This is a genomic window from Pseudoalteromonas sp. APC 3250, assembly GCF_030407915.1.
Taxonomy (GTDB): Bacteria; Pseudomonadota; Gammaproteobacteria; order Enterobacterales; family Alteromonadaceae; genus Pseudoalteromonas; species Pseudoalteromonas tetraodonis.
Map to the genome: position 1 here is coordinate 56194 of NZ_JASDCM010000008.1, position 20946 is coordinate 77139.

At 41.6% G+C, this 20946-nt stretch carries 23 protein-coding genes; 13 read left to right on the forward strand and 10 right to left on the reverse strand.

Annotated features, from left to right (window positions below; all coding sequences use genetic code 11):
* Positions 1 to 10: 10 nt before the first annotated feature.
* From rplB to rpsQ, 7 genes are read left to right on the forward strand one after another with little or no spacing between them, the layout of a single operon-like run.
* Entirely contained in the window at positions 11 to 835 is an 825-nt protein-coding gene (gene rplB / locus QL986_RS10465; protein WP_008108345.1) for a 50S ribosomal protein L2, read from the forward strand.
* Between the two features lie 15 nt (positions 836 to 850).
* Positions 851 to 1129, forward strand: coding sequence for a 30S ribosomal protein S19 (gene rpsS / locus QL986_RS10470; protein WP_004588689.1), 279 nt, complete (start codon positions 851 to 853; stop codon positions 1127 to 1129).
* Between the two features lie 13 nt (positions 1130 to 1142).
* The gene (gene rplV / locus QL986_RS10475) at positions 1143 to 1475 is read left to right on the forward strand and encodes a 50S ribosomal protein L22 (protein ID WP_004588690.1); all 333 of its coding nucleotides are present in this window, start codon (positions 1143 to 1145) and stop codon (positions 1473 to 1475) included.
* 12 nt (positions 1476 to 1487) lie between these two features.
* Entirely contained in the window at positions 1488 to 2189 is a 702-nt protein-coding gene (rpsC, locus tag QL986_RS10480; RefSeq protein ID WP_008108350.1) for a 30S ribosomal protein S3, read from the forward strand.
* Positions 2190 to 2201: 12 nt separating this feature from the next.
* A complete protein-coding gene (gene rplP / locus QL986_RS10485) occupies positions 2202 to 2615 on the forward strand; it encodes a 50S ribosomal protein L16 (protein WP_008108352.1) in 414 nt (137 codons plus the stop codon).
* Entirely contained in the window at positions 2615 to 2806 is a 192-nt protein-coding gene (gene rpmC / locus QL986_RS10490; protein ID WP_004588692.1) for a 50S ribosomal protein L29, read from the forward strand. Before rplP ends, rpmC begins: the two co-directional genes overlap by 1 nt.
* On the forward strand, positions 2806 to 3063 hold the full coding sequence (gene rpsQ / locus QL986_RS10495; protein WP_013463780.1) for a 30S ribosomal protein S17: 258 nt from the start codon (positions 2806 to 2808) through the stop codon (positions 3061 to 3063). The genes rpmC and rpsQ overlap by 1 nt, the downstream gene beginning before the upstream one ends.
* A 262-nt stretch (positions 3064 to 3325) precedes the next feature.
* Here the strand turns inward: rpsQ and QL986_RS10500 are convergent, their stop codons facing one another.
* Positions 3326 to 4939, reverse strand: a complete 1614-nt coding sequence (locus QL986_RS10500; RefSeq protein WP_290191521.1) for an endonuclease — start codon at positions 4937 to 4939, stop codon at positions 3326 to 3328.
* A 298-nt stretch (positions 4940 to 5237) separates the two neighbouring features.
* On the opposite strand from QL986_RS10500, the gene QL986_RS10505 reads away from it, so the two are divergent.
* From QL986_RS10505 to QL986_RS10520, 4 genes are all read left to right on the forward strand, one after another.
* Positions 5238 to 7052: an assimilatory sulfite reductase (NADPH) flavoprotein subunit gene (locus QL986_RS10505; protein WP_064663525.1), complete on the forward strand. Its 1815-nt coding sequence runs from the start codon at positions 5238 to 5240 to the stop codon at positions 7050 to 7052.
* Positions 7053 to 7114: 62 nt separating this feature from the next.
* The gene (gene cysI, locus QL986_RS10510) at positions 7115 to 8812 is read left to right on the forward strand and encodes an assimilatory sulfite reductase (NADPH) hemoprotein subunit (RefSeq protein WP_036955679.1); all 1698 of its coding nucleotides are present in this window, start codon (positions 7115 to 7117) and stop codon (positions 8810 to 8812) included.
* A 42-nt stretch (positions 8813 to 8854) separates the two neighbouring features.
* A complete protein-coding gene (locus tag QL986_RS10515; RefSeq protein ID WP_013463784.1) occupies positions 8855 to 9595 on the forward strand; it encodes a phosphoadenylyl-sulfate reductase in 741 nt (246 codons plus the stop codon).
* 136 nt (positions 9596 to 9731) lie between these two features.
* Positions 9732 to 10262 carry a DUF4124 domain-containing protein gene (locus tag QL986_RS10520; RefSeq protein ID WP_013463785.1) on the forward strand — a complete coding sequence of 177 codons (531 nt, stop codon included), beginning with the start codon at positions 9732 to 9734 and terminating at the stop codon, positions 10260 to 10262.
* Positions 10263 to 10272: 10 nt separating this feature from the next.
* Here the strand turns inward: QL986_RS10520 and QL986_RS10525 are convergent, their stop codons facing one another.
* From QL986_RS10525 to QL986_RS10540, 4 genes are all read right to left on the reverse strand, one after another.
* Positions 10273 to 10509: a hypothetical protein gene (locus QL986_RS10525; protein ID WP_024601183.1), complete on the reverse strand. Its 237-nt coding sequence runs from the start codon at positions 10507 to 10509 to the stop codon at positions 10273 to 10275.
* A gap of 158 nt (positions 10510 to 10667) precedes the next feature.
* Positions 10668 to 13412, reverse strand: coding sequence for an aconitate hydratase AcnA (gene acnA, locus QL986_RS10530; RefSeq protein WP_290191522.1), 2745 nt, complete (start codon positions 13410 to 13412; stop codon positions 10668 to 10670).
* Positions 13413 to 13612: 200 nt separating this feature from the next.
* Positions 13613 to 14041 (reverse strand): hypothetical protein, encoded by a 429-nt coding sequence (locus tag QL986_RS10535; protein WP_128583477.1) that lies wholly within the window; start codon positions 14039 to 14041, stop codon positions 13613 to 13615.
* Between the two features lie 96 nt (positions 14042 to 14137).
* On the reverse strand, positions 14138 to 14521 hold the full coding sequence (locus QL986_RS10540) for an RNA-binding S4 domain-containing protein (protein ID WP_013463789.1): 384 nt from the start codon (positions 14519 to 14521) through the stop codon (positions 14138 to 14140).
* Positions 14522 to 14766: 245 nt separating this feature from the next.
* Here QL986_RS10540 and QL986_RS10545 point away from each other — a divergent pair, with 245 nt between their 5' ends.
* Together QL986_RS10545 and QL986_RS10550 are read left to right on the forward strand one after the other, a co-directional pair.
* Positions 14767 to 15045: a hypothetical protein gene (locus QL986_RS10545; RefSeq protein ID WP_013463790.1), complete on the forward strand. Its 279-nt coding sequence runs from the start codon at positions 14767 to 14769 to the stop codon at positions 15043 to 15045.
* A 56-nt stretch (positions 15046 to 15101) separates the two neighbouring features.
* Positions 15102 to 15767 (forward strand): hypothetical protein, encoded by a 666-nt coding sequence (locus QL986_RS10550; protein WP_128583478.1) that lies wholly within the window; start codon positions 15102 to 15104, stop codon positions 15765 to 15767.
* Position 15768: 1 nt separating this feature from the next.
* Here QL986_RS10550 and QL986_RS10555 read toward each other — a convergent pair whose 3' ends face one another.
* The 5 genes from QL986_RS10555 to glnA form a co-directional block, all read right to left on the reverse strand.
* A complete protein-coding gene (locus QL986_RS10555; protein ID WP_013463792.1) occupies positions 15769 to 16227 on the reverse strand; it encodes a cyclic nucleotide-binding domain-containing protein in 459 nt (152 codons plus the stop codon).
* Between the two features lie 31 nt (positions 16228 to 16258).
* Positions 16259 to 17644, reverse strand: a complete 1386-nt coding sequence (ntrC, locus tag QL986_RS10560) for a nitrogen regulation protein NR(I) (protein WP_010391999.1) — start codon at positions 17642 to 17644, stop codon at positions 16259 to 16261.
* Between the two features lie 15 nt (positions 17645 to 17659).
* Positions 17660 to 18730 (reverse strand): nitrogen regulation protein NR(II), encoded by a 1071-nt coding sequence (glnL, locus tag QL986_RS10565; RefSeq protein WP_128583479.1) that lies wholly within the window; start codon positions 18728 to 18730, stop codon positions 17660 to 17662.
* Positions 18731 to 18810: 80 nt separating this feature from the next.
* The gene (locus tag QL986_RS10570; RefSeq protein ID WP_290190695.1) at positions 18811 to 19332 is read right to left on the reverse strand and encodes a DUF4124 domain-containing protein; all 522 of its coding nucleotides are present in this window, start codon (positions 19330 to 19332) and stop codon (positions 18811 to 18813) included.
* Between the two features lie 114 nt (positions 19333 to 19446).
* Complete coding sequence (gene glnA / locus QL986_RS10575; protein WP_138764759.1) at positions 19447 to 20853, reverse strand: glutamate--ammonia ligase; 1407 nt, start codon at positions 20851 to 20853, stop codon at positions 19447 to 19449.
* Positions 20854 to 20946: the final 93 nt, after the last annotated feature.

A 20946-nucleotide genomic window follows, 5' to 3' on the forward strand; every position in this document is an offset into this window, starting at 1 on the left:
AGTTAGAATTATGGCACTTCAAAAGTGTAAGCCAACTTCTGCGGGTCGTCGTCACCTAGTTAAAGTGGTTAACCCAGATTTACATAAGGGTAAACCTTACGCACCACTTTTAGAGAAAAACTCTAAATCAGGTGGTCGTAATAACAATGGTCGTATTACGGTTCGTCATATCGGTGGTGGTCATAAGCAGCATTACCGTTTAATCGATTTTAAACGTACTAAAGATGGCATTCCAGCCACTGTTGAGCGTTTAGAATATGATCCAAATCGTAGCGCAAACATCGCTCTTGTATTATATGCAGACGGTGAGCGTCGTTACATTATCGCACCTAAAGGCTTAAAAGCTGGCGATGCAATCCAGTCTGGTGTTGATGCACCAATCAAACCTGGTAATGCATTACCTATGCGTAATATGCCTGTAGGTTCGACTGTTCACAACGTAGAATTAAAACCAGGTAAAGGTGCTCAAATTGCACGTTCTGCTGGTGCATACGTTCAAATCCTTGCTCGTGATGGTCAATATGTAACATTACGTCTTCGTTCAGGCGAAGTTCGTAAAGTTGAAGCTGACTGTCGTGCTACGCTAGGTGAAGTAGGCAATGCTGAGCATATGCTTCGTTCACTTGGTAAAGCAGGTGCAAATCGCTGGCGTGGTATTCGTCCGACAGTTCGTGGTGTTGCCATGAACCCGGTTGATCACCCACACGGTGGTGGTGAAGGTCGTACATCTGGTGGTCGTCATCCTGTGTCTCCATGGGGTAAACCGACTAAAGGTGCTAAGACGCGTAAGAACAAGCGTACGGATAAATTTATAGTACGTCGTCGTACTAAGTAATATTGAGGAATAGCCATGCCACGCTCTCTCAAGAAGGGTCCTTTTATAGACCTACACTTGCTGAAGAAGGTAGAGAAAGCTTTGGAAAGCGGTGAAAAGAAGCCAATTAAAACTTGGAGCCGTCGTTCAATGATCATACCTAACATGATCGGATTGACCATTGCTGTCCATAATGGTCGCCAGCATGTACCAGTTTTCGTTTCTGACGAAATGATCGGTCACAAACTAGGTGAATTTGCACCAACTCGCACTTACCGTGGCCATGCTGCGGATAAGAAAGCGAAGAAACGTTAAGAGGGGAAGATAAATGCAAGCATTAGCTAAACATAAATTCGCCTCTGGTTCGGCGCAAAAAGCACGTCTAGTTGCAGATCAGATCCGCGGGTTACCTGTCGATCGCGCACTAGAAATCCTGGCGTACAGCCCGAAAAAAGCGGCTGTATTAGTTAAGAAAGTACTTGAGTCTGCTATTGCTAACGCAGAGCATAACGAAGGTGCTGACATTGATGAGCTACGTGTAACAACGATTTTTGTGGACGATGGTCCAACAATGAAACGTATTATGCCACGTGCTAAAGGACGCGCAGACCGCATCCTTAAGCGTACAAGCCACATCACTGTTGTGGTTTCAGATAGCTAGGAGATATAAGTAATGGGACAAAAAGTTCATCCTACTGGTATTCGCCTAGGTATATCTAAACCTTGGGTTTCTACCTGGTACGCGAATTCAAAAGATTTCTCTGCACAGCTTTTTGGCGATCACAAAGTACGTACATTCCTTACTAAGGAATTAAAAGCGGCTTCTGTGTCTAAAATCGTTATTGAGCGTCCAGCAAAATCTATCCGAGTAACTATTCACACGGCTCGTCCGGGTGTTGTTATCGGTAAAAAAGGCGAAGACGTAGAAAAATTACGTCAAGCGGTAACTAAAATCGCTGGTGTACCTGCTCAGATTAATATTTCTGAAGTACGTAAACCAGAACTAGATGCACAACTAGTAGCAGACGGCATTGCCTCTCAGCTAGAGCGTCGTGTTATGTTCCGTCGCGCTATGAAGCGTTCGGTACAAAATGCAATGCGCATCGGTTCTAAAGGGATTAAAGTTGAAGTTAGCGGTCGTCTTGGCGGCGCAGAAATCGCACGTTCAGAATGGTATCGTGAAGGTCGTGTACCTCTACATACTCTTCGTGCTGATATCGACTACGCAACTTCTGAAGCCTTAACCACTTACGGTATCATTGGTGTTAAAGTTTGGATCTTCAAAGGCGAAGTTATTGGTGGTTTACCACTAGTACAAGAGCAAGAGAAGCCAGCTAAACGCGCACCAAAGAAAGCCAAAAAAAGTGCTAAGTAGAGGTAGCGAGTAATGTTACAGCCAAAACGTACAAAATTCCGTAAAATGCATAAAGGCCGCAACCGTGGTCTAGCGCAAAACGGTAACAAAGTAAGCTTCGGTACTTTCGGTTTGAAAGCTACTGGTCGTGGCCGCATGACTGCTCGTCAAATCGAAGCAGCTCGTCGTGCTATGACGCGTCACGTGAAACGTCAAGGTAAAATCTGGATCCGTGTCTTCCCTGACAAGCCGATCACAGAAAAACCTCTTGAAGTTCGTATGGGTAAAGGTAAAGGTTCTGTTGAATATTGGGTTGCTGAAATTCAGCCTGGTAAAGTACTTTACGAAATGGAAGGTGTTTCAGAAGAGCTTGCTCGTGAAGCGTTTAACCTTGCTGCTCGTAAACTGCCATTCAAAACAACTTTCGTAACTCGGACGGTAATGTGATGAAAGCAAGCGAACTAAAAGATAAAAGCGTAGAAGAGCTAAATGCTGAACTTCTAGGTCTTCTTCGTGAGCAGTTTAACCTGCGCATGCAAGCAAGCACTGGTCAGTTAGCTCAGACACACACGCTAAGAACAGTACGTCGCGATATCGCGCGTGTAAAAACAATTATTAACCAGAAGGCAGGTCAATAATGAGCGATAAAATTCGTACTCTTCAAGGCCGTGTAATCAGCGACAAGATGGAAAAATCTTTCACTGTTGCTATCGCACGTTACGTGAAGCACCCAATCTATGGGAAATTCATCAAACGTACGACTAAGTTACACGTACATGACGAAAATAACACTGCAAAAGCGGGTGACGTAGTTACTATCCGTGAATGCGCTCCAATCTCTAAGAACAAATCTTGGACTTTGGTAGATGTTGTTGAACGTCCAAAACAAGCTTAATTTTTAATTAAGTCTGTTTTATGAAAAGCCCCGGCATTAGCTGGGGCTTTTTACGTTTAGAGCAGTTTTTAGCGGTAAGCTTTCAGCCTTTAGCTGGCAGAAGTAAATTATAGCGCCGTAGTTTGGGTTGAGTGTTACGAACCTAAGTGCAATAAAATATTATTATAAAATAGGCGTAAGAAAAGCCTTTGCAAGTGCAAAGGCATATGCTTTTCTGCGAAGCCCGAAGCCCGAAGCCCGAAGCCCGAAGCCCGAAGCCCTTTTACCAAATCATCTCTACAAATTCAGGGTGGTCGATATACGGGTTACGATTTCCCTGAAATTCAAACGCTGCTTGATTGCGGTCTAATTCCATTTGGCTAACGGGGTCGTTGTTATGCCATTTTAACAACATAGCCACGACCCAATTTTCAAATACTTGGTTACTAGAGCCGTTAAGTACTGCATTACTAGCCGTAGTGTTATTTTGCCAAGAGCCGATTACGTTTTGGTAGCGTGTAGCCATGTAAAAATAAGCGCGAGCAAAGTCACCTTTAAATTCATCAATAGGCTCAAATACAGTACCAGTGTAATTAATCGCACTACTTGCAGAACCTAGTTTGCTGCCATTGGTTGATGTAAACGTAGCGCTGGCCACTTCACCGAACGGGAAGTTGCTACGCTTTGAATTTACATAGCCGTCAGTGGCGTAAATATGATGAACATCAGAGTTCATTGGTTCTATGGTACCGCCAAACCAGCTTTTAGGAAATGAATGTTCACGGTTATAACAATCGGCTTCGCTATTGTAGGTGCCACACTGATCGCTTACAGCGGTATAAGTGTAGCTATCAACTCCATTTGGCTTTTCACTGTACATGTCTAAAATACTGTTATCATTTTCAAAGTATTTATCGCGTGCTGATGCGTCGTAAAAACTCCAAATAGCAGAATACCCTTGAGCGTTATGGTTATTAATAATGTTATAAAGCTCAGTTTTTAGCGTGTATCCAGTTAAGCCTTGGGTTGTCACATAGTAGCCGGTTGGCGTCGGTGTTGGCTGAGTAGCACCTAATGAGAATGCGGTAGACTCACTTGCTTGAAAGCTTGATCCACTGGCAAGCAATGTGGCTTCATTATTCAAGGCGTAGCTACCACTGCCATATGAACAGCAAATACCATCGCCGTAGCTGTCGTTAATAGTAAATGTATACTCACCATCGGCTACGCATAATTGTTCGGTGTATTGAGTATTTGCGGCATATCCACTGCCGCTTGCAACTATACCAGCCTGGTTGTGCGTTATTTGCCAACTGGTTTCTTCGCCATAGTTATCTGTGGTTAGGTTAAAAGTAAGGCTGTTATCTGCGCAGCTTGGATAACCGCCGCCGCTGTCATTATTAGGTAAGAAGTTATCAACATAAACTAACTCACTACCATCAAAGCCGCTTGTATCGTAAAAGCGTAAACCGACATCAATCGTTTTACTACTATCAGCGGTATAGCTGTAAGTTATGGTTTGCCACTGGTTTGTTAAAGCAGGGTTTGAGTAGCCTTGATAACCATCTATAAATAAACGCGCCTTAAGATGACCTTCGGTATGATACACATCCACTGAAAATTCATAAGTTTCACCCATTTCCACCGCGACTTGCTGTAAAAAATCAGTGTTACTTTGTGTGCCTGTATTTACGCTAATCGCAGCTGCTTGTAAGTCTGTACTCACGACTGTGCTGTTGGCAGATACGTTAATACCGCTATCAATCACCGTCCACGCTTGTGGAGTGTTGCCTGTCCATTGTTCAAAATTACCATTGACGACATTAGCCATCGCAGGCAAAGAGCTCAATAACAACGCGCTCAAAAGTAATTTGTTTTTATATATACCGTGTAACATAGGTGTTCCTATTTTATAGTTTTAAGCAATATACATTAGATTATAAAGGTTACAAAATTGTTAAATTAGAATTTCATAAAAGGCAATAAAAACCCTTTAGGTTAATTTCACTGGTTTTTAGCTAGATTAATAACTAAATGGAATATCAAAGCAGATTCTATTCTTTTTTTATCTATGCTTAGACGGCTATCCTGCATACTCAATTAACCTCAACAGAACCTTCTGAATGAGGTGGCACTCATTTTAAACAATGTGAACAAGCATTGTGTTTAACGTTCAGGGTTATGAGGAAAAATTCATGTTGTTAGGTCAACTCAATGCGCTAGCAAGTCCGCTTTCGCAAGAGCAAGTACAAAAGCTACAAGGTTTAGTGGCTGAGCTTAATCCAATTCAGCAAGCGTGGGTTAGCGGCTATTTGGCTGCTAATGCTAATTCAGCAGCGCTAGGTGCGCCAATTGCAGGTACACCAGCAACCTCTGAGGCAGCAGTACTTACTATTTTGTATGGTTCACAAACAGGTAACGCTAAAGCGGTGGCGACTAAGCTTAAAGAGCAAGCTGAATCTCGTGGGTTAGCTGCAAAGCTGGTTAGCATGTCAGATTACAAGCCAACCGCATTGAAAAAAGAAAAGTTTTTAACCGTTGTTGTATCAACTTATGGTGAAGGTGAGCCACCTGAAGATGCCGAAACACTGTACGAATTTTTAATTACCAAAAAAGCGCCAAAGCTTGATGGCGTTAAAGTCGCGGTATTAGGTTTAGGTGATTCTAGCTATGAATTTTTCTGTCAAACCGCTAAAGACTTTGAAGAGCGTTTAACTAAACTCGGTGCAGAGGTTATTTATCAACGTGCCGACCTAGACGTTGATTACGATGACGAAGCCGCCACTTGGATTGAGGGCGCGTTAAATGCGTTTGAACCAGATTTAAAAGCTCAGCAGGATGCTACAGGCGGCCAAGTTGTATCAATGCCATTTGGTACACCCACAACAGCGGCTAGCCAATACACTAAGCAAAACCCGTTTGCGGCAGAGCTAAGCTTAGTGCAAAAAATTACCGGTCGTGACTCAACCAAAGATGTACGCCATGTTGAAATTTCACTTGAAGGGTCTGACATTACCTATACGCCGGGTGACTCATTAGGCATTTACTTTTTAAATGATGAAGCCCGTGTAGATGAGCTACTAACGCAAACACAAATTGATCCAAATAGCCGCGTTAAACTTGGCGATGAAGAACTTAGCGTGCGTGATGCCTTAATTGAAAAACTAGAGCTGACACAATCGTACCCTGGTTTTGTAGAAAAATATGCCACGGCTACAGGCACGCCTGAACTTCTTAAGCTTGTGGAAGATAAAGCCGCAATGCGTGAATATATTGAGCCTCGCCAAATTTTTGATGTGGTTGCACAAAACCCAGCTAAATTAGAGGCGCAAACACTGGTTGATTGCCTACGTAAATTGCAAGCGCGTTTATATTCAATTGCTTCTAGCCAAAGCGAGGTTGAGGACGAAGTGCATTTAACTATTGCATTGGTTGAGTTTGAAGCGTTTGGCACAGAGCATTTAGGTGGCTGTTCAGGCTATTTAGCACGCCGTGCGCAAGAAGGCTGTAAAGTAAAAGTATTTAGTGAACATAACGACAACTTCCGCTTACCAGTAAATGATGACACACCGATCATCATGGTAGGGCCAGGTACAGGTATTGCACCGTTCCGTGCCTTTTTACAAGAGCGTGATGCGCGAGAGGCTACGGGTAAAAACTGGCTGTTTTTTGGTAACCCACACTTTACCCAAGACTTTTTATACCAAGTAGAAATTCAAGGTTACTTAAAATCAGGCTTGTTAAGTAAAGTAGATGTGGCGTTTAGCCGCGACCAAGCAGAAAAAGTTTACGTGCAAGATAAGTTACGTAAAAACTCAAAAGAAGTGTTTGACTGGCTAGAAGCGGGTGCTCATTTTTATGTGTGTGGCGATGCAAACCGTATGGCTAAAGATGTACACAATGCCTTAATTGATATCATCACAGAAAATACCGGCAAAAGTAATGAAGAGGCCGATCAATACTTAAAAGATTTGCGTAGCGCAAATCGCTATCAGAAAGACGTGTATTAAGTGCACGTTGTTTATTTTATTAAAAGCTAACAGCCGTCACTGTAACAAATTTAGGATTTAAAATGAGCGAACAAGATAAAACCGTAAAGCTTTCTGATAACGAACGTTTAAAAAGAGAAAGTAACTTTTTACGCGGCACTATAGCGCAAGATTTAAAAGATGAAATTACCGGTGGTTTTACTGCCGATAATTTCCAGTTAATTCGTTTTCATGGCATGTACCAGCAAGATGACCGCGATATTCGTCCCGAGCGTGCTAAGCAAAAGCTAGAACCACTACATAATGTCATGCTGCGTGCACGTATGCCTGGCGGTATTATTAAGCCCGAGCAATGGTTAGCAATTGATAAGTTTGCTGGGGAGAAAACCAGCTATGGCAGTATTCGTTTAACTACGCGCCAAACATTTCAGTTCCATGGTGTATTAAAACCTGAAATTAAAGGTATGCACCAGCTACTTAATAGCGTGGGTATTGATTCTATTGCAACCGCCGGTGATGTTAACCGTAATGTGTTATGTACTACCAATCCGGTTGAGTCTGAGTTACATCAAGAGGCCTACGAGTGGGCAGCAAAAATTTCTGAACACTTATTACCTAAAACGAAGGCATACGCTGAAATTTGGCTCAATGGTGAAAAATCTGAAACTACAGAAGAGCCAATTTTAGGCTCAACTTATTTACCGCGTAAGTTTAAAACCACAGTGACGATACCACCTAATAATGAGGTGGACGTACATGCTAACGATTTAAACTTTGTGGCGATTGCTGATAACGGTAAATTAGTTGGTTTTAACGTGCTAGTAGGGGGTGGCCTTGCCATGACCCATGGCGATACAGCAACCTACCCGCGTAAAGCGGACGACTTTGGCTTTATTAGCCTAGAAGATACGTTAAAAATTGCTGAGCACGTGGTATCTGTTCAGCGTGATTGGGGTAACCGCTCAAATCGTAAAAATGCAAAAACTAAATACACACTTGACCGTGTTGGGTCTGATGTATTTAAAGCAGAAGTTGAAAAACGTGCAGGCGTGAGCTTTGCACCAAGCCGCCCTTATGAGTTTACTCATCGAGGGGATCGTATTGGTTGGGTTGAAGGCATTGACGGTAAACATCACTTAACGCTCTTTATCCAAAGTGGTCGTATTTTAGATTACCCCAATAAGCCACTGAAAACAGGGTGTCGTAAGATTGCAGAAATTCATCAAGGTGATTTTCGCATGACCGCCAATCAAAACTTAATTATTGCCGGTGTACCTGCAGGTCAAAAAGCAATCATTGAAAAAATAGCGCGTGAACACGGTTTGATTGATGACAAAGACACTGAGCAACGTAAAAACTCAATGGCGTGTGTATCACTGCCGACTTGTCCTTTAGCGATGGCCGAAGCCGAGCGTTACTTACCGAGTTTAATTGAAAAAATAGAAGGCTTATTGGCCAAGCATGGAGTACCTAATGACAGCATTATTATGCGTGTGGTTGGTTGCCCTAACGGCTGTGGTCGTGCCATGCTAGCTGAAGCTGGATTAGTAGGTAAAGGCCCAGGTAAGTACAACGTTTACCTTGGCGGGAATACGGAGGGTACGCGTATCCCTAAGCTTTATCTTGAAAATGTGGGCGAAGAAGTTTACCTAGAGGCATTTGATAAGCTGATTGGGCAATGGGTTAGTGAGCGCAATGAAGGCGAATGCTTTGGTGATTTTGTTATTCGCAAGGGTATTGTTGCAGAAGTAAAAGTATCTGTTACCGATTTTTACGCATAATTTAAAAGCAGCGCACCGCGCTGGTGAGGTTTAAAATTGACCATGAGTGAATTTAAAAACATATTACAGCTAGATAAGCAAAGCCAACAGGCTATGTTAGCTGATGCGAACGGTTTGCTGGCTAACATGAGTGCTGAGCAGCGCGTTGCATGGGCGCTAGAGCACTTGCCTGACACCGCGTTTTTATCATCGAGTTTTGGTATTCAAGCAGCGGTAATGTTGCATTTAATGACATCACAGCGCCCCGATATACCAGTTGTACTAACAGACACGGGTTATCTATTTCCAGAGACCTATCAGTTTATCGATCAGATGAGCGAGCGTTTATCACTTAATTTAAAAGTGTATAAAGCGCAGTTGAGCCCTGCTTGGCAAGAGGCTAAATTTGGAAAACTATGGGAGCTTGGTGAAGAAGGTATTAAGCAATACAACCAGCTCAATAAAGTAGAGCCAATGACGCGTGCTTTAAAAGAGCTTAACGCGAGCACTTGGTTTAGTGGCTTGCGTCGAGATCAATCGTCGAGCCGTGCTGAAAAACAAGTTTTAGAAATAAGCCGGGGTACAGTAAAAGTGTACCCTATTATTGAGTGGAATAATCGTGATGTGTACCAATACCTCACTAAACATGATCTGCCATACCACCCATTATGGGAGCAAGGTTATGTGTCTATGGGTGATGTACACACTACGCGTAAATTAGAGCCAGGAATGAGCGAAGAAGAAACCCGCTTTTTTGGGCTGAACCGTGAGTGTGGCTTGCATATTGATGGTGATGGAATTTAATTACCTTATTATTCAAAGCTATAAATTTAAAAACGCAGCTAAAGCTGCGTTTTTATTTTGTGGAAAATAATTGCCTGACTGCTGTTTTTTTATTATATTAATGATAATAAAGGATTAAATTTACAGCAGGAACGCTATGAAATACTTTACCTACTTAGCAATATCAGTAATGGTCATTGCTCTTATCTCTTTGTTTTATCTTAAAAAGCCAAATGGGCAACCTTGGCTAACCAGCTCATTGATTAAAAATGAATCTTTTTCTATTAAAGATAAAGTGGTAGCGCTTTCATCTAATACATTCGAACAGCTCACACTTGAGCTTAAAAAAGTAGGAGATAAAATCACATCGTCACCGTTAGCATCTGACTCTCAAAGTAAAATTTATAAGTGGCAAGATGAGCAAGGGCAGTGGCATTTCTCCGATGTGCCAAATAAAAATGGCAAGAGTATTGAAGTGCACCTTGACCCTGCAGATATTAATGTTGTGGTAGCCGAAGATACAGCTATATTAAGTGGCAGTGCTAAATCTGCTGCAAAACCTTTTCCTCAGCGAGCGCCTGAAATATACAACAGTGAGTCAATTAATAAGTTGTTTGAAGATGCTGAAAAAGCCAAAAAGAGAATTGAGCAACGCAGTAAAGAAGTCGAAAGTTTCAGCGGCTTTTAGCCCTAGGTGGTTACTGCGATTTCAAGTAGCGCTTTTCTGCTTCCATTAATAATATGGTTAAATAAATTTTAGTTGGCAGTGATAAAAACACACCAATTGCAATGCACGCTGCTGCAGTAATAATGCCTTTAATACCGTACTGGCTGGTAAAGTAGCTCGATACAATTAATACATGGCCTGTCACAATCAGGCATAACCCAAGCAAAATAGATGTTTTAAGTAGTCTTATCATTACTATTGAAGACATGGCGACCTCTGCGCAGCGTGTCTTCTTAGTGTATGGTATCTTGATAGAGCAACATTGATTTAGCGCAAGGGTGTATCAATATTTACTTCTATAGCGAATGTAAAAAAGCCCAGCTCATTGCTGAGCTAGGCTTTTAAGCTACCTTGTTTAATGCCTAGTTAGTCGAGCATATTGCGTAATACGTACTGCAAAATCCCGCCATGTTTGTAGTAATCCCACTCTTTAGGGGTATCAATACGCACATCGGCACTAAAACTAACTTGTTTACCTTCACTGTTGGTGGCAATGACACTGACTTCGTCGGTTTTGTCGTATAAACCTTGAATATCAAATTGTTCTTGCCCCGTTAAGCCCAATGACTCATGGCTTTCACCCTCTTTAAATTGTAAAGGTAATACGCCCATACCAATCAGGTTCGAGCGGTGAATGCGCTCATAGCTTTGTGCTATCACAGCTTTAATACCGAGTAGTAATGAGCCTTTTGCAGCCCAATCTCGTGAGGAGCCGGTACCATATTCTTTACCTGCTAGAACCACTAATGGTGTTCCACTCTCTTGATATGCCATTGCCGCATCATAAATACTCTCTAGCTTATCGTCAGGTTGAGTGCGAGTGACACCGCCCTCAGTACCGGGGGCGAGTAAGTTTTTAAGGCGCACATTAGCAAATGTACCACGCATCATCACTTCGTGATTACCACGGCGAGAACCATAAGAATTAAACTGTGCTTTTTCTACCCCATTTTCTTGTAGATAAAGTCCTGCGGGTGCCTCCGCTTTAATCGCACCTGCTGGTGAAATATGATCGGTAGTCACTGAATCGCCTAGTTTAGCTAGACAGCGCGCACCTTCTATTTTTGGGATCCCCGGCGGTTCAACACTCATACCATCAAAGAATGGCGCTTTTTTGATATAAGTCGAGGCAGCATCCCAATCGTAAAGCTTACCATCAGGTATTTGAATTTTTTGCCAGCGACTGTCGCCATCGTAAACATTGGCGTAGCTTTTTTCGAACATTTCTTTAGTTACCGTATTTTTTACAAGCTCACTCACTTCTTTAACGCTTGGCCAAATATTTTTAAGGTATATATCGTTACCATACTTATCTTGCGCAAGTGGTTCGTTGTATACATCAATATCGGTTCTACCTGCTATAGCATAAGCTACTACAAGTGGTGGCGACGCGAGGAAGTTCATTTTAACGTCTTGGTGAATACGCCCTTCAAAGTTACGGTTACCCGACAAAACAGAGCTTACAATTAGTTTATGTTTTTGAATAGCTTCTGAAATTTCATCCGCTAATGGGCCTGAGTTACCGATACAGGTGGTACAGCCATAACCAACTAAGTTAAAACCAAGCGCATCAAGATCATCCATTAACCCTGCTTTTTCAAGGTAATCGGTAACCACCTGCGAACCTGGTGCTAAAGACGTTTTAACCCAAGGTTTTACATTAATACCTAATTGACGTGCTTTTTGAGCCACCAATCCTGCCGCTAAAATTACGCTTGGATTAGAGGTATTAGTACAGCTTGTGATTGCAGCAATGACGCAGGCGCCATCGTTTAATTCAAACTCTTGGCCATTAAAGTTAACTTTTGCTGCGCCCATAAACTGCGCTTCATCAGTGGGTTCGTCAGGATTGGTAGTAGGGCCTTCACTTTCAATACGCGCTTGCTCTTCATCGCTTTTATCTCGACGTGCCATACGTTCGTCTTGGAAGTCTTTTAAGTGTTGACCAATAACATCACCGGCTTTATCCAGTGTGATTCTGTCTTGTGGACGTTTCGGGCCAGCAAGACTTGGTACTACATCATCTAAAGTTAGTTCTAGCTTATCGGTATAATGTGCTTCATCGCCATCATTACGCCATAAACCTTGATGTTTTGCGTAATCTTCAATCAGTTTAAGCTGCTTTTCATCACGATTAGTTAAGCGTAAGTAATTAATCGTTTCATCATCAATAGGGAAAATACCACAGGTTGCGCCATATTCCGGTGCCATGTTGGCAATAGTCGCTCTGTCGGCCAGTGGTAAGTCGGCAAGCCCGTCACCATAAAACTCAACAAACTTACCTACCACACCGTGGTTACGCAGCATTTCAGTAACAGTAAGTACTAAATCGGTTGCTGTAGTGCCCTCAGGTAAGCGACCATTTAATTTAACACCCACAACCTGTGGGATAAGCAAGCTAATAGGTTGGCCAAGCATGGCGGCTTCGGCTTCAATACCGCCTACACCCCAACCGAGTACGCCTAGGCCGTTGATCATGGTTGTGTGAGAATCAGTACCAACCAGTGTATCTGGATAGGCTAACGATTTACCGTTTTTTGTATCATTAAATACTACACGTGCTAAGTATTCTAAATTTACTTGATGGACAATACCTGTGGCTGGTGGCACCACTTTTAAATTATCAAATGCGGTTTGACCCCAACGTAAAAACTCGTAGCGCTCTTTATTACGTTCATATTCTAGTTTTGAATTTAAGTCGAATGAGCCATCTTTACCGTAACCATCCACTTGTACTGAGTGATCGATCACCAGTTCAGCCGGAGAAAGCGGATTTATTTTTGCAGGATCGCCACCAAGCTTTTCCATCGCATCACGCATGGCGGCTAAGTCAACAATAGCAGGGACACCGGTAAAATCTTGCATTACTACGCGGGCAGGGGTGAAGGCTACTTCGGCCGAGGGCTTAGCCTTTGGATCCCAATCTAGTAGTGCCTGAATATCTTGCTCTTTAATATTCACACCATCTTCATTACGCAATAAATTTTCTAGTAATATTTTTAACGAAAAAGGCAGGCGTTTGGCTTTATCGCCAAGTCCCATGAGCGAGTTAATATGGTATTGCTCGCCATTGATAGTAAGCTGTTGTTGGGTGTCGAAACTATTTTTCATTATTTGTCCCTTCAATAAATTAGATTGATATTCTTGAAAAAGTGAGCTCTGTAGTAGTTTGCAAACTGTGTACCATGATAAAAAAATACCATGCAGTGTAATTTTTTTGACTGTTATATAAATAGAGATGAAGGCCAAAAGTTAAAATTCAAGGGATGCTCTGAGTAATAATTGGCCACAAAACTAAACTCAAAAAAGTGTTATTTAAAGTAGTCCTGTTGTTTTAAGTGGAAACTTAAATACACCAATGCAATCGCAATTAAGGTCACTGCAATAGGCATAAAAATAGCGCTAACGCCAAACAAGCTGATGCTATTAATAATCATAAAATTATAGTATTGCTGAGCTAAAACCGCTGCCAAAGAGATTATTAATGTTAATGCGGCTAGTGATTTTTTGAATAATAAAAGTACGCACCCTAATGCGCCGCCAAATACTGCAATAGCAAACGCTAAAGTAGCCCATAGAGGTTGGTTGTTATAAGCAAGCTGTTGTTCTTGTGGGAGTTTACTTACCATTTCGGGTGTTAATGATAGCTGCATGATAAATGCAAAAACACCTAATATATTCCATAACAGGGCGGTGATGAGTACGGGTTTTATCCAGCGGTTTGCAGTGTTTTCTGACATGTAAGCATCGATTTTTTATTATTGATATTCTATTAAAGAATAAAAAAGCCAGTGATGCAAACTGGCTTTTAATAACACATATGACGTAAGCGAATGTTAGCCAAACGAAATAGGACGACGACCCGTTTTTTCATCCACTTTAGGTTTTTTAGTACGTTTGCGCTTATTTTTAGCCGGCTCTGTTGTTGCTACGGGCGCGGCTTTTTCTGCTGTAACTGTTTCATCAATAACAGGACGCTCTGCAGGAGTGGCATCTTCACTTAGCGTCAGTTGGAACAACTCGCCATCAAATGTAAGAACATCGCCACTGTATAATTTTTTCCGTTTAATTGTACAAATTTCATGGTTAACACCCACATAGCCACCGCTAATTAGATTTTTTGCTTGGCCACCACCTTCAACTAGATCTAATACTTTTAATAATTTACAAAGCTCTATAGGCTCTTCTTCTAATTCAATTTCTATATATTCTTCGTTCATCATGTTTCTCTGTGGGGGGTGGTATTAGCTGTAGTATAAAGGCTAGCTGGTTATTTTGCATCAAAGTGCGTTTGTTAGATGCGATGATTGTGCATTTTTTATGAAACTTTTTACCTCTTTCATTTGTCTTTAAAAAAACTGAAGTAATTCAAGGCTACACTTCGCGTGAAAAAAATTACACATTGGCGCGCTTATTGCCAATATCTGTCGTAAAAAGAGATTGAATATAAACAGTGGAGTAAAACATGGGCATAAGATTAGCGATGAAAAAAGAGCTAATGGGCTTAGACAATTCAGATATGTTAACTGCTGATGATGTTAGAAAGCATTTGGCTCAGCAGGTACAAGAAGACACTGAACGTGGTTTTTCAGTTATCTCCAAGTTTAATGACACCCATAGTCAGTTAGTCAGCGGGCTTAAAACCAAACAAAGCGAGCTGGTATTTGAACGACATCGTTTATTTAATGAAGTACTTTATAATCGCCAGAGTGTTGATGCATGGTTAAATAACCAAATAAATTAAATTGCCATTTTAAATCCCCCCTTATAGACTACACTTGTAATCATTTGGGGGTGATAATGAAAAATGGAATTTTAATATGTATATTGGTGTTTTTATTAGCTGCGTGCCAGCGACCTACTGTTTATGTTTTTATTGAAAACTTGCAAGGTGAACAGCGCAACCAGCTAGATGCTGCACTAAATGCACAAACTCTTCCCTATGAATATGTAGAACTAGCAATCCCATCAGATTTTGGTGAGGCCACATTACTACTCTCAAGCGATAAAATTTACCCCAAAGAGACGGAGCAACTTGCAGCTATAATGCAAGAGTTAGGGTACGCGCCACAAGTTAATTATACAAGTCGTTCAAATCATTTTTATGGTGATGGCAATATAGGCTTTTATTTAAAAAATGCTGATGCCAATAGAAATTTTGTTATGCCTAAACAGCTGAGAACAACTCATTGCAGCGAAGATAAATACAATGATTTAGCAGTCAAATTTGCAAATGAAGCTGTTGAGTTTACATTACCAAGTGGCGCAATCGTGAGGTTAAGTTGGGAATATTTATATGGTTATGTTGTTGTTTATTATAAAGACTATTCGCAAACATACAGTCATTCGCAGCCGCTTGTAAATACCCCCTTTGGCGCCAAGCCGTCAGATACCTACACATTTACCGCAAGTGTTAACACCCCCGGTTGGCTTGATTGCTCACTACAAATTGTTTATATGGACTGATTTAACCGTGGGTTTCTATATGTTCGCTTAGTTTAGCTATGCGCAGGCTCATTCCTTCAATAATACGGTCTTTAATTTTTTCGCGTATAACATTAGGCAGGCGGGTAAGGGCGTCGGCAGTAATAGCCAGTACGATGGCATTTTCTTTGGCGCGTGCATTAATGCTGCGCTCTCGGTTATTAATAAACGCGCCTTCACCAATAAATTCACCAGGTTCTATACTACCCAGTTCCAGTAGGTGACTATGCTTAAACACCATCAAAGAGCCACTGAGGACAATAAAAAGTCGCTTGTCATTATCAAACTCTTTAAATAAAAACTGATTTTTACTTACTAAGTATAATAATCCAAACGACTCTAAAAGAATTTGACGTTCATTAAGCGTGAACTCTTTAAAGAATTCTAAGCGATTTATAATTTCCATTTGCTTAAACAAAGGGATGTTTTCAATTAACTTCATCAATAACCTAGGGCGCTAGCCTTATAAAATATCAGCTAATATTGCGCTCTTTTAATTTACGGGTCAACGTATTGCGACCCCAACCAATTTTTACCGCGGCTTCTTGCTTATGGCCTGAACAATTAGCGAGTGCTGTTTTTATTAAGCGGGTTTCCAGCTGGGCTTGAATATCCGGCCAAATATTTTCTTTACCTTGTTTAAACTCTTGATTAAGCCATTGCTGAAATGAATCTAGCCAATCGCCTTCTTGAGTTGCGGCGGCATTATCAATAATTTCAGGGGGTAAATCTTGCTCACCAATCAGCTCCCCAGGTGCCATTACGGTTAACCATCGACAGGTGTTTTCAAGCTGGCGAACATTTCCTGGCCAATTAAATAAACACAGTTGTTTAATCGCTTTAGGGCTAAGTACTTTACTATCTACTTGCAGGTCTTTTGCACTTTTATGTAAAAAGTGTAGCGCTAAGCGTTCTATGTCTTCGGGGCGCTCGCGTAGAGCCGGCAAGCGTAAGCGAACCACGTTTAAACGATGAAATAAGTCATCTCTAAACTTACCTTGTTTTACCAGCTCTTCTAAATTTTGGTGAGTGGCAGCAATAATGCGCACATCCACCTTTATACTTTGATGGCCGCCAACGCGGTAAAACTCGCCATCGGCTAATACGCGTAACAAGCGGGTTTGTACATCAAGTGGCATATCACCTATTTCATCCAAAAATAAGGTACCGCCATTGGCTTGTTCAAAGCGCCCTTTACGCACGCTATCGGCCCCCGTAAAAGCGCCTTTTTCATGGCCAAATAATTCAGACTCAACTAACTCTTTAGGAATAGCGGCCATATTAAGAGCAATAAATTGATTTTCTTTACGCGGGCTATGATTGTGCAAGGCGCTGGCAACCAACTCTTTACCGGTACCTGATTCACCATTGATGAGTACGCTCATACTGGATGCTGACAGCTTACCTATAGCACGAAACACTTCCTGCATAGCAGGGGCTTCGCCAATAATATGAGCGCTTTTGGGTGGCGCGCTTTTTCGTTTGGTTTTTTTGGTCGAATTAGCACGATAGGCGCTTTCCACTAGCGCAACGGCTTCATTTAAATCAAACGGTTTAGCTAAGTACTCAAACGCACCTTTTTGAAAAGCATTAACCGCTGAGTCTAAATCAGAGTGTGCGGTCATAATAATAACGGGTAGGCCAGGGGTTTGCTCAGCTATCAGCTCAAGTAACGCCATCCCGTCCATCCCCGGCATTCTTACATCTGAAATTAACACACTGGGTTGACTAAATTTTAGTGCATTAAGAACGTTTTGCGCATCTGCAAAGCTTTCTACTTCAAACCCTGCGCGAGTCAGTGCTTTTTCTAGTACAAAGCGAATTGAGGCATCATCATCTACAAGCCAAGCTGTTTTCATGCAAACTCCAAAGTATTAATCTGTAAATGGCAGATAAATATTAAATTCAGTATGTCCTGGCCAACTATCGCATTCGATATAGCCATCATGTTGATCAATCAAGGTTTGCGCTATAGATAATCCAAGTCCCGAGCCACCTTCTTTATTAGTGGTCATAGGGTAAAATAAGGTGTCGCGTAAATTAGCATCAATACCTGGGCCGTTATCCATTACTTGAATAAGTAATGCCTTTTTAGGGGCTTTTCCCGGACGACGATGCTGATAATTAATCCGTGTTTTTATTTTTATTTCGCCACCATCTACCAATGCCTGTTGTGCATTACGCACAATGTTTAGCACCACTTGTTGAACCTTGCTCTGATCAATATAAACATCAGGAATACTCGGGTCGTAGTCTTTAACTAACCGAATATTGCGGTTGTTATCTAACGTACTGAGTTTAACAACCGACTCTAATGTTTGATGTATATTGCCATACGATTTTTGCGGTAGTTGGTTAGGCCCAAGGAGTTTATCAACTAATTCACGCAACCGATCGGCTTGTTCAATTATCAGTTCTGCACATTGATCTCTTTCTTGTTGATCACCCTCGTACTGCAATAATTGCGCCGCCCCGCGAATTCCACCCAGCGGGTTTTTAATTTCATGAGCTAAACCGCGAATTAAGTTACGCGCAGCTTGGTATTGATGCATTTGATTTGAGACTTGGTCATGCTTTATTTCGTCATCGGTTTGTCGACATTCAAATAAAATATAATAGGTGTCGTTATGTTTTATTCGCCGAGTACTCACCGCTAATTTTGCATGGCGAGAATCGATAAACACCACGTCAGCTCTGTGCTGGTGGCAGTCTACACCATCAACTAACGAGTACTGTGCAATGCGTTTTAAGTCGATAGAATGGTAGTTAAATAAATCGTCGAATGCTTGTCCTAGCAAACGTTTTTCGCCTAAGCCAAGTAATTCACTGGCACTGGTGTTAGCGTAAATAAGCTTAAAGCTTTCATCAAGTAACATCAGGGCGGTGGTTTGGTTTTGCCAAATTATATTCAGTAGCTCTGGGCTAAAATGTGTTTTATTAATCATCATTGCACCATTTTAGTGCGCCTGGGAAGGTAGGCAAGGTTTTTAGAAAATATACGCTAAACACGCGTACTTAATTGTAATTATCGACCTATGTTAAGGCCTTTACGGTGCATAAAAAATACACTTTCAGGACTGGTTGCAATTACCTGATTTTGTTTATTATAAAGTTTAACTTGCAGTGTGTGTTGGCCTCGCTCCACATCTCTTAACGCCAGTGTAGTGGTGTCACTAGGTTCACCAATGGCAACGCCATTTAAAAATAAACCAATAGTAAATCCAGCTTCAAATCGAGGGGCAATACGGGTAGAGACATACACAGAGCCGGTGTTTTCCCTGATAGTTTGGTTTGGTTCAGGCGATGAAATACTAATACTAAACTTTACTGCTGTTTTAGTAGGAGCAGTATCAAGAATATCGGTGTTTGTAGCGGGCATGCTGAGATGTTGGCTCGTGAGTTTAACCTCTTTAGCGCCAGGCTGAGGAGTATCTGAAAAAACCAGCACCCCATTTTTGTCTTTCCATGCGTAAATTTTTTTATCGCTCGCATAGCTATTAAGGCTTAACATTAAAGCTATTAATAGCAACAAAATCTTACCTACCATCCAGCTATCCTGCATTGTTTAAACTAACTTCACTTTAGTGTAGAACCGTTAAATTTACCATAAAAAAAGCCCGCAAAGCGGGCTTAAAACACACATTATTTATCGGTTAATAAATTAACAGCTGTAGTACATTTCAAACTCAACTGGGTGAGTTGTCATGTTAAGTTTTTCAACTTCTTTTGACTTAAGTGCGATGTAAGCATCGATTAAGTCATTGGTGAATACACCACCTTGGTTTAAGAATTCACGGTCTGAATCAAGCGCAGCTAATGCTTCATCTAATGAAGAAGCAACTGTTGGAATTTCTGCCGCTTCTTCAGCAGGTAAGTCGTATAAGTCCTTGTCCATAGCATCGCCAGGGTGGATCTTGTTTTTAATTCCGTCAAGGCCAGCCATAAGCATTGCAGAGAAAGCAAGGTATGGGTTAGCTGTTGGATCTGGGAAGCGTACTTCGATACGACGACCTTTTGCAGATGGAACCACTGGAATACGGATTGACGCAGAACGGTTACGAGCCGAGTATGCAAGCATTACCGGTGCTTCAAAACCAGGTACTAAACGTTTGTACGAGTTAGTTGACGCGTTAGCAAAAGCGTTGATCGCTTTAGCATGTTTGATAATACCGCCAATGTAGTAAAGTGCATCTTCAGAAAGGCCGCCGTATTTATCACCTGCGAATAAGTTTACGCCATCTTTTGCTAAAGACTGGTGACAGTGCATACCAGAACCGTTATCACCAACAACCGGCTTAGGCATAAACGTTGCCGTTTTACCGTAAAGGTGAGCCATGTTGTGGATAACATATTTCATTTCTTGGATTTCATCGGCTTTTAACACCATAGTGTTAAAGCGCGTTGCAATTTCGTTTTGACCGGCAGTCGCCACTTCGTGGTGATGCGCTTCAACAACTTGACCCATTTCTTCTAAAACTAGGCACGTTGCAGAACGCCAATCTTGGAAATCATCAACAGGTGCAACTGGGAAGTAACCGCCTTTAACAGCTGGGCGATGGCCTGTGTTGCCATCTGCATATTCTTTATCTGAGTTCCAAGCTGCTTGCTTAGAATCAATTTTGTACATTGAACCAGACATGTCAGATTTGTATTTAACGTCGTCAAATACGAAAAACTCTGGTTCTGGGCCAAATAAAACAGTGTCAGCAATACCCGTAGAGCGCATGTACTCTTCAGCGCGCTTAGCAACTGAGCGAGGGTCGCGTTCGTAACCTTGTAATGTAGAAGGTTCAACCACGTCACAACGAACGATTAGGGTTGTTTCTTCTGTGAAAGGGTCAAGTTTAATTGAATCTGCATCTGGTAGTAACACCATGTCTGATTCGTTGATGCCTTTCCAGCCAGCAATTGAAGAACCGTCAAACATCTTTCCATCTTCAAAAAAGTCTTCATCAACTTGATGATGAGGAATAGAAACATGTTGCTCTTTACCTTTTGTGTCAGTAAAGCGTAAATCAATGAACTTAACGTCATTTTCTTTAATAAAATCTAAAACCGATTGTGACATGTGTCCTCCAACTATTGGGTTTTATTATTGCTGCTTAGATACGTTGAATATCTACAAGCTGATTTTGTGCCACTATTATAATTATTTGTTTTT

What these genes read in the sequence shown, in the direction of transcription:
- rplB (WP_008108345.1), top strand. Translation starts at nt 11, where the DNA reads ATGGCACTTCAAAAGTGTAAGCCAACTTCTGCGGGTCGTCGTCACCTA.
- rpsS (WP_004588689.1), top strand. Translation starts at nt 851, where the DNA reads ATGCCACGCTCTCTCAAGAAGGGTCCTTTTATAGACCTACACTTGCTG.
- rplV (WP_004588690.1), top strand. Translation starts at nt 1,143, where the DNA reads ATGCAAGCATTAGCTAAACATAAATTCGCCTCTGGTTCGGCGCAAAAA.
- rpsC (WP_008108350.1), top strand. Translation starts at nt 1,488, where the DNA reads ATGGGACAAAAAGTTCATCCTACTGGTATTCGCCTAGGTATATCTAAA.
- rplP (WP_008108352.1), top strand. Translation starts at nt 2,202, where the DNA reads ATGTTACAGCCAAAACGTACAAAATTCCGTAAAATGCATAAAGGCCGC.
- rpmC (WP_004588692.1), top strand. Translation starts at nt 2,615, where the DNA reads ATGAAAGCAAGCGAACTAAAAGATAAAAGCGTAGAAGAGCTAAATGCT.
- rpsQ (WP_013463780.1), top strand. Translation starts at nt 2,806, where the DNA reads ATGAGCGATAAAATTCGTACTCTTCAAGGCCGTGTAATCAGCGACAAG.
- QL986_RS10500 (WP_290191521.1), bottom strand. Translation starts at nt 4,939, where the DNA reads ATGTTACACGGTATATATAAAAACAAATTACTTTTGAGCGCGTTGTTA.
- QL986_RS10505 (WP_064663525.1), top strand. Translation starts at nt 5,238, where the DNA reads ATGTTGTTAGGTCAACTCAATGCGCTAGCAAGTCCGCTTTCGCAAGAG.
- cysI (WP_036955679.1), top strand. Translation starts at nt 7,115, where the DNA reads ATGAGCGAACAAGATAAAACCGTAAAGCTTTCTGATAACGAACGTTTA.
- QL986_RS10515 (WP_013463784.1), top strand. Translation starts at nt 8,855, where the DNA reads ATGAGTGAATTTAAAAACATATTACAGCTAGATAAGCAAAGCCAACAG.
- QL986_RS10520 (WP_013463785.1), top strand. Translation starts at nt 9,732, where the DNA reads ATGAAATACTTTACCTACTTAGCAATATCAGTAATGGTCATTGCTCTT.
- QL986_RS10525 (WP_024601183.1), bottom strand. Translation starts at nt 10,509, where the DNA reads ATGTCTTCAATAGTAATGATAAGACTACTTAAAACATCTATTTTGCTT.
- acnA (WP_290191522.1), bottom strand. Translation starts at nt 13,412, where the DNA reads ATGAAAAATAGTTTCGACACCCAACAACAGCTTACTATCAATGGCGAG.
- QL986_RS10535 (WP_128583477.1), bottom strand. Translation starts at nt 14,041, where the DNA reads ATGTCAGAAAACACTGCAAACCGCTGGATAAAACCCGTACTCATCACC.
- QL986_RS10540 (WP_013463789.1), bottom strand. Translation starts at nt 14,521, where the DNA reads ATGAACGAAGAATATATAGAAATTGAATTAGAAGAAGAGCCTATAGAG.
- QL986_RS10545 (WP_013463790.1), top strand. Translation starts at nt 14,767, where the DNA reads ATGGGCATAAGATTAGCGATGAAAAAAGAGCTAATGGGCTTAGACAAT.
- QL986_RS10550 (WP_128583478.1), top strand. Translation starts at nt 15,102, where the DNA reads ATGAAAAATGGAATTTTAATATGTATATTGGTGTTTTTATTAGCTGCG.
- QL986_RS10555 (WP_013463792.1), bottom strand. Translation starts at nt 16,227, where the DNA reads ATGAAGTTAATTGAAAACATCCCTTTGTTTAAGCAAATGGAAATTATA.
- ntrC (WP_010391999.1), bottom strand. Translation starts at nt 17,644, where the DNA reads ATGAAAACAGCTTGGCTTGTAGATGATGATGCCTCAATTCGCTTTGTA.
- glnL (WP_128583479.1), bottom strand. Translation starts at nt 18,730, where the DNA reads ATGATTAATAAAACACATTTTAGCCCAGAGCTACTGAATATAATTTGG.
- QL986_RS10570 (WP_290190695.1), bottom strand. Translation starts at nt 19,332, where the DNA reads ATGGTAGGTAAGATTTTGTTGCTATTAATAGCTTTAATGTTAAGCCTT.
- glnA (WP_138764759.1), bottom strand. Translation starts at nt 20,853, where the DNA reads ATGTCACAATCGGTTTTAGATTTTATTAAAGAAAATGACGTTAAGTTC.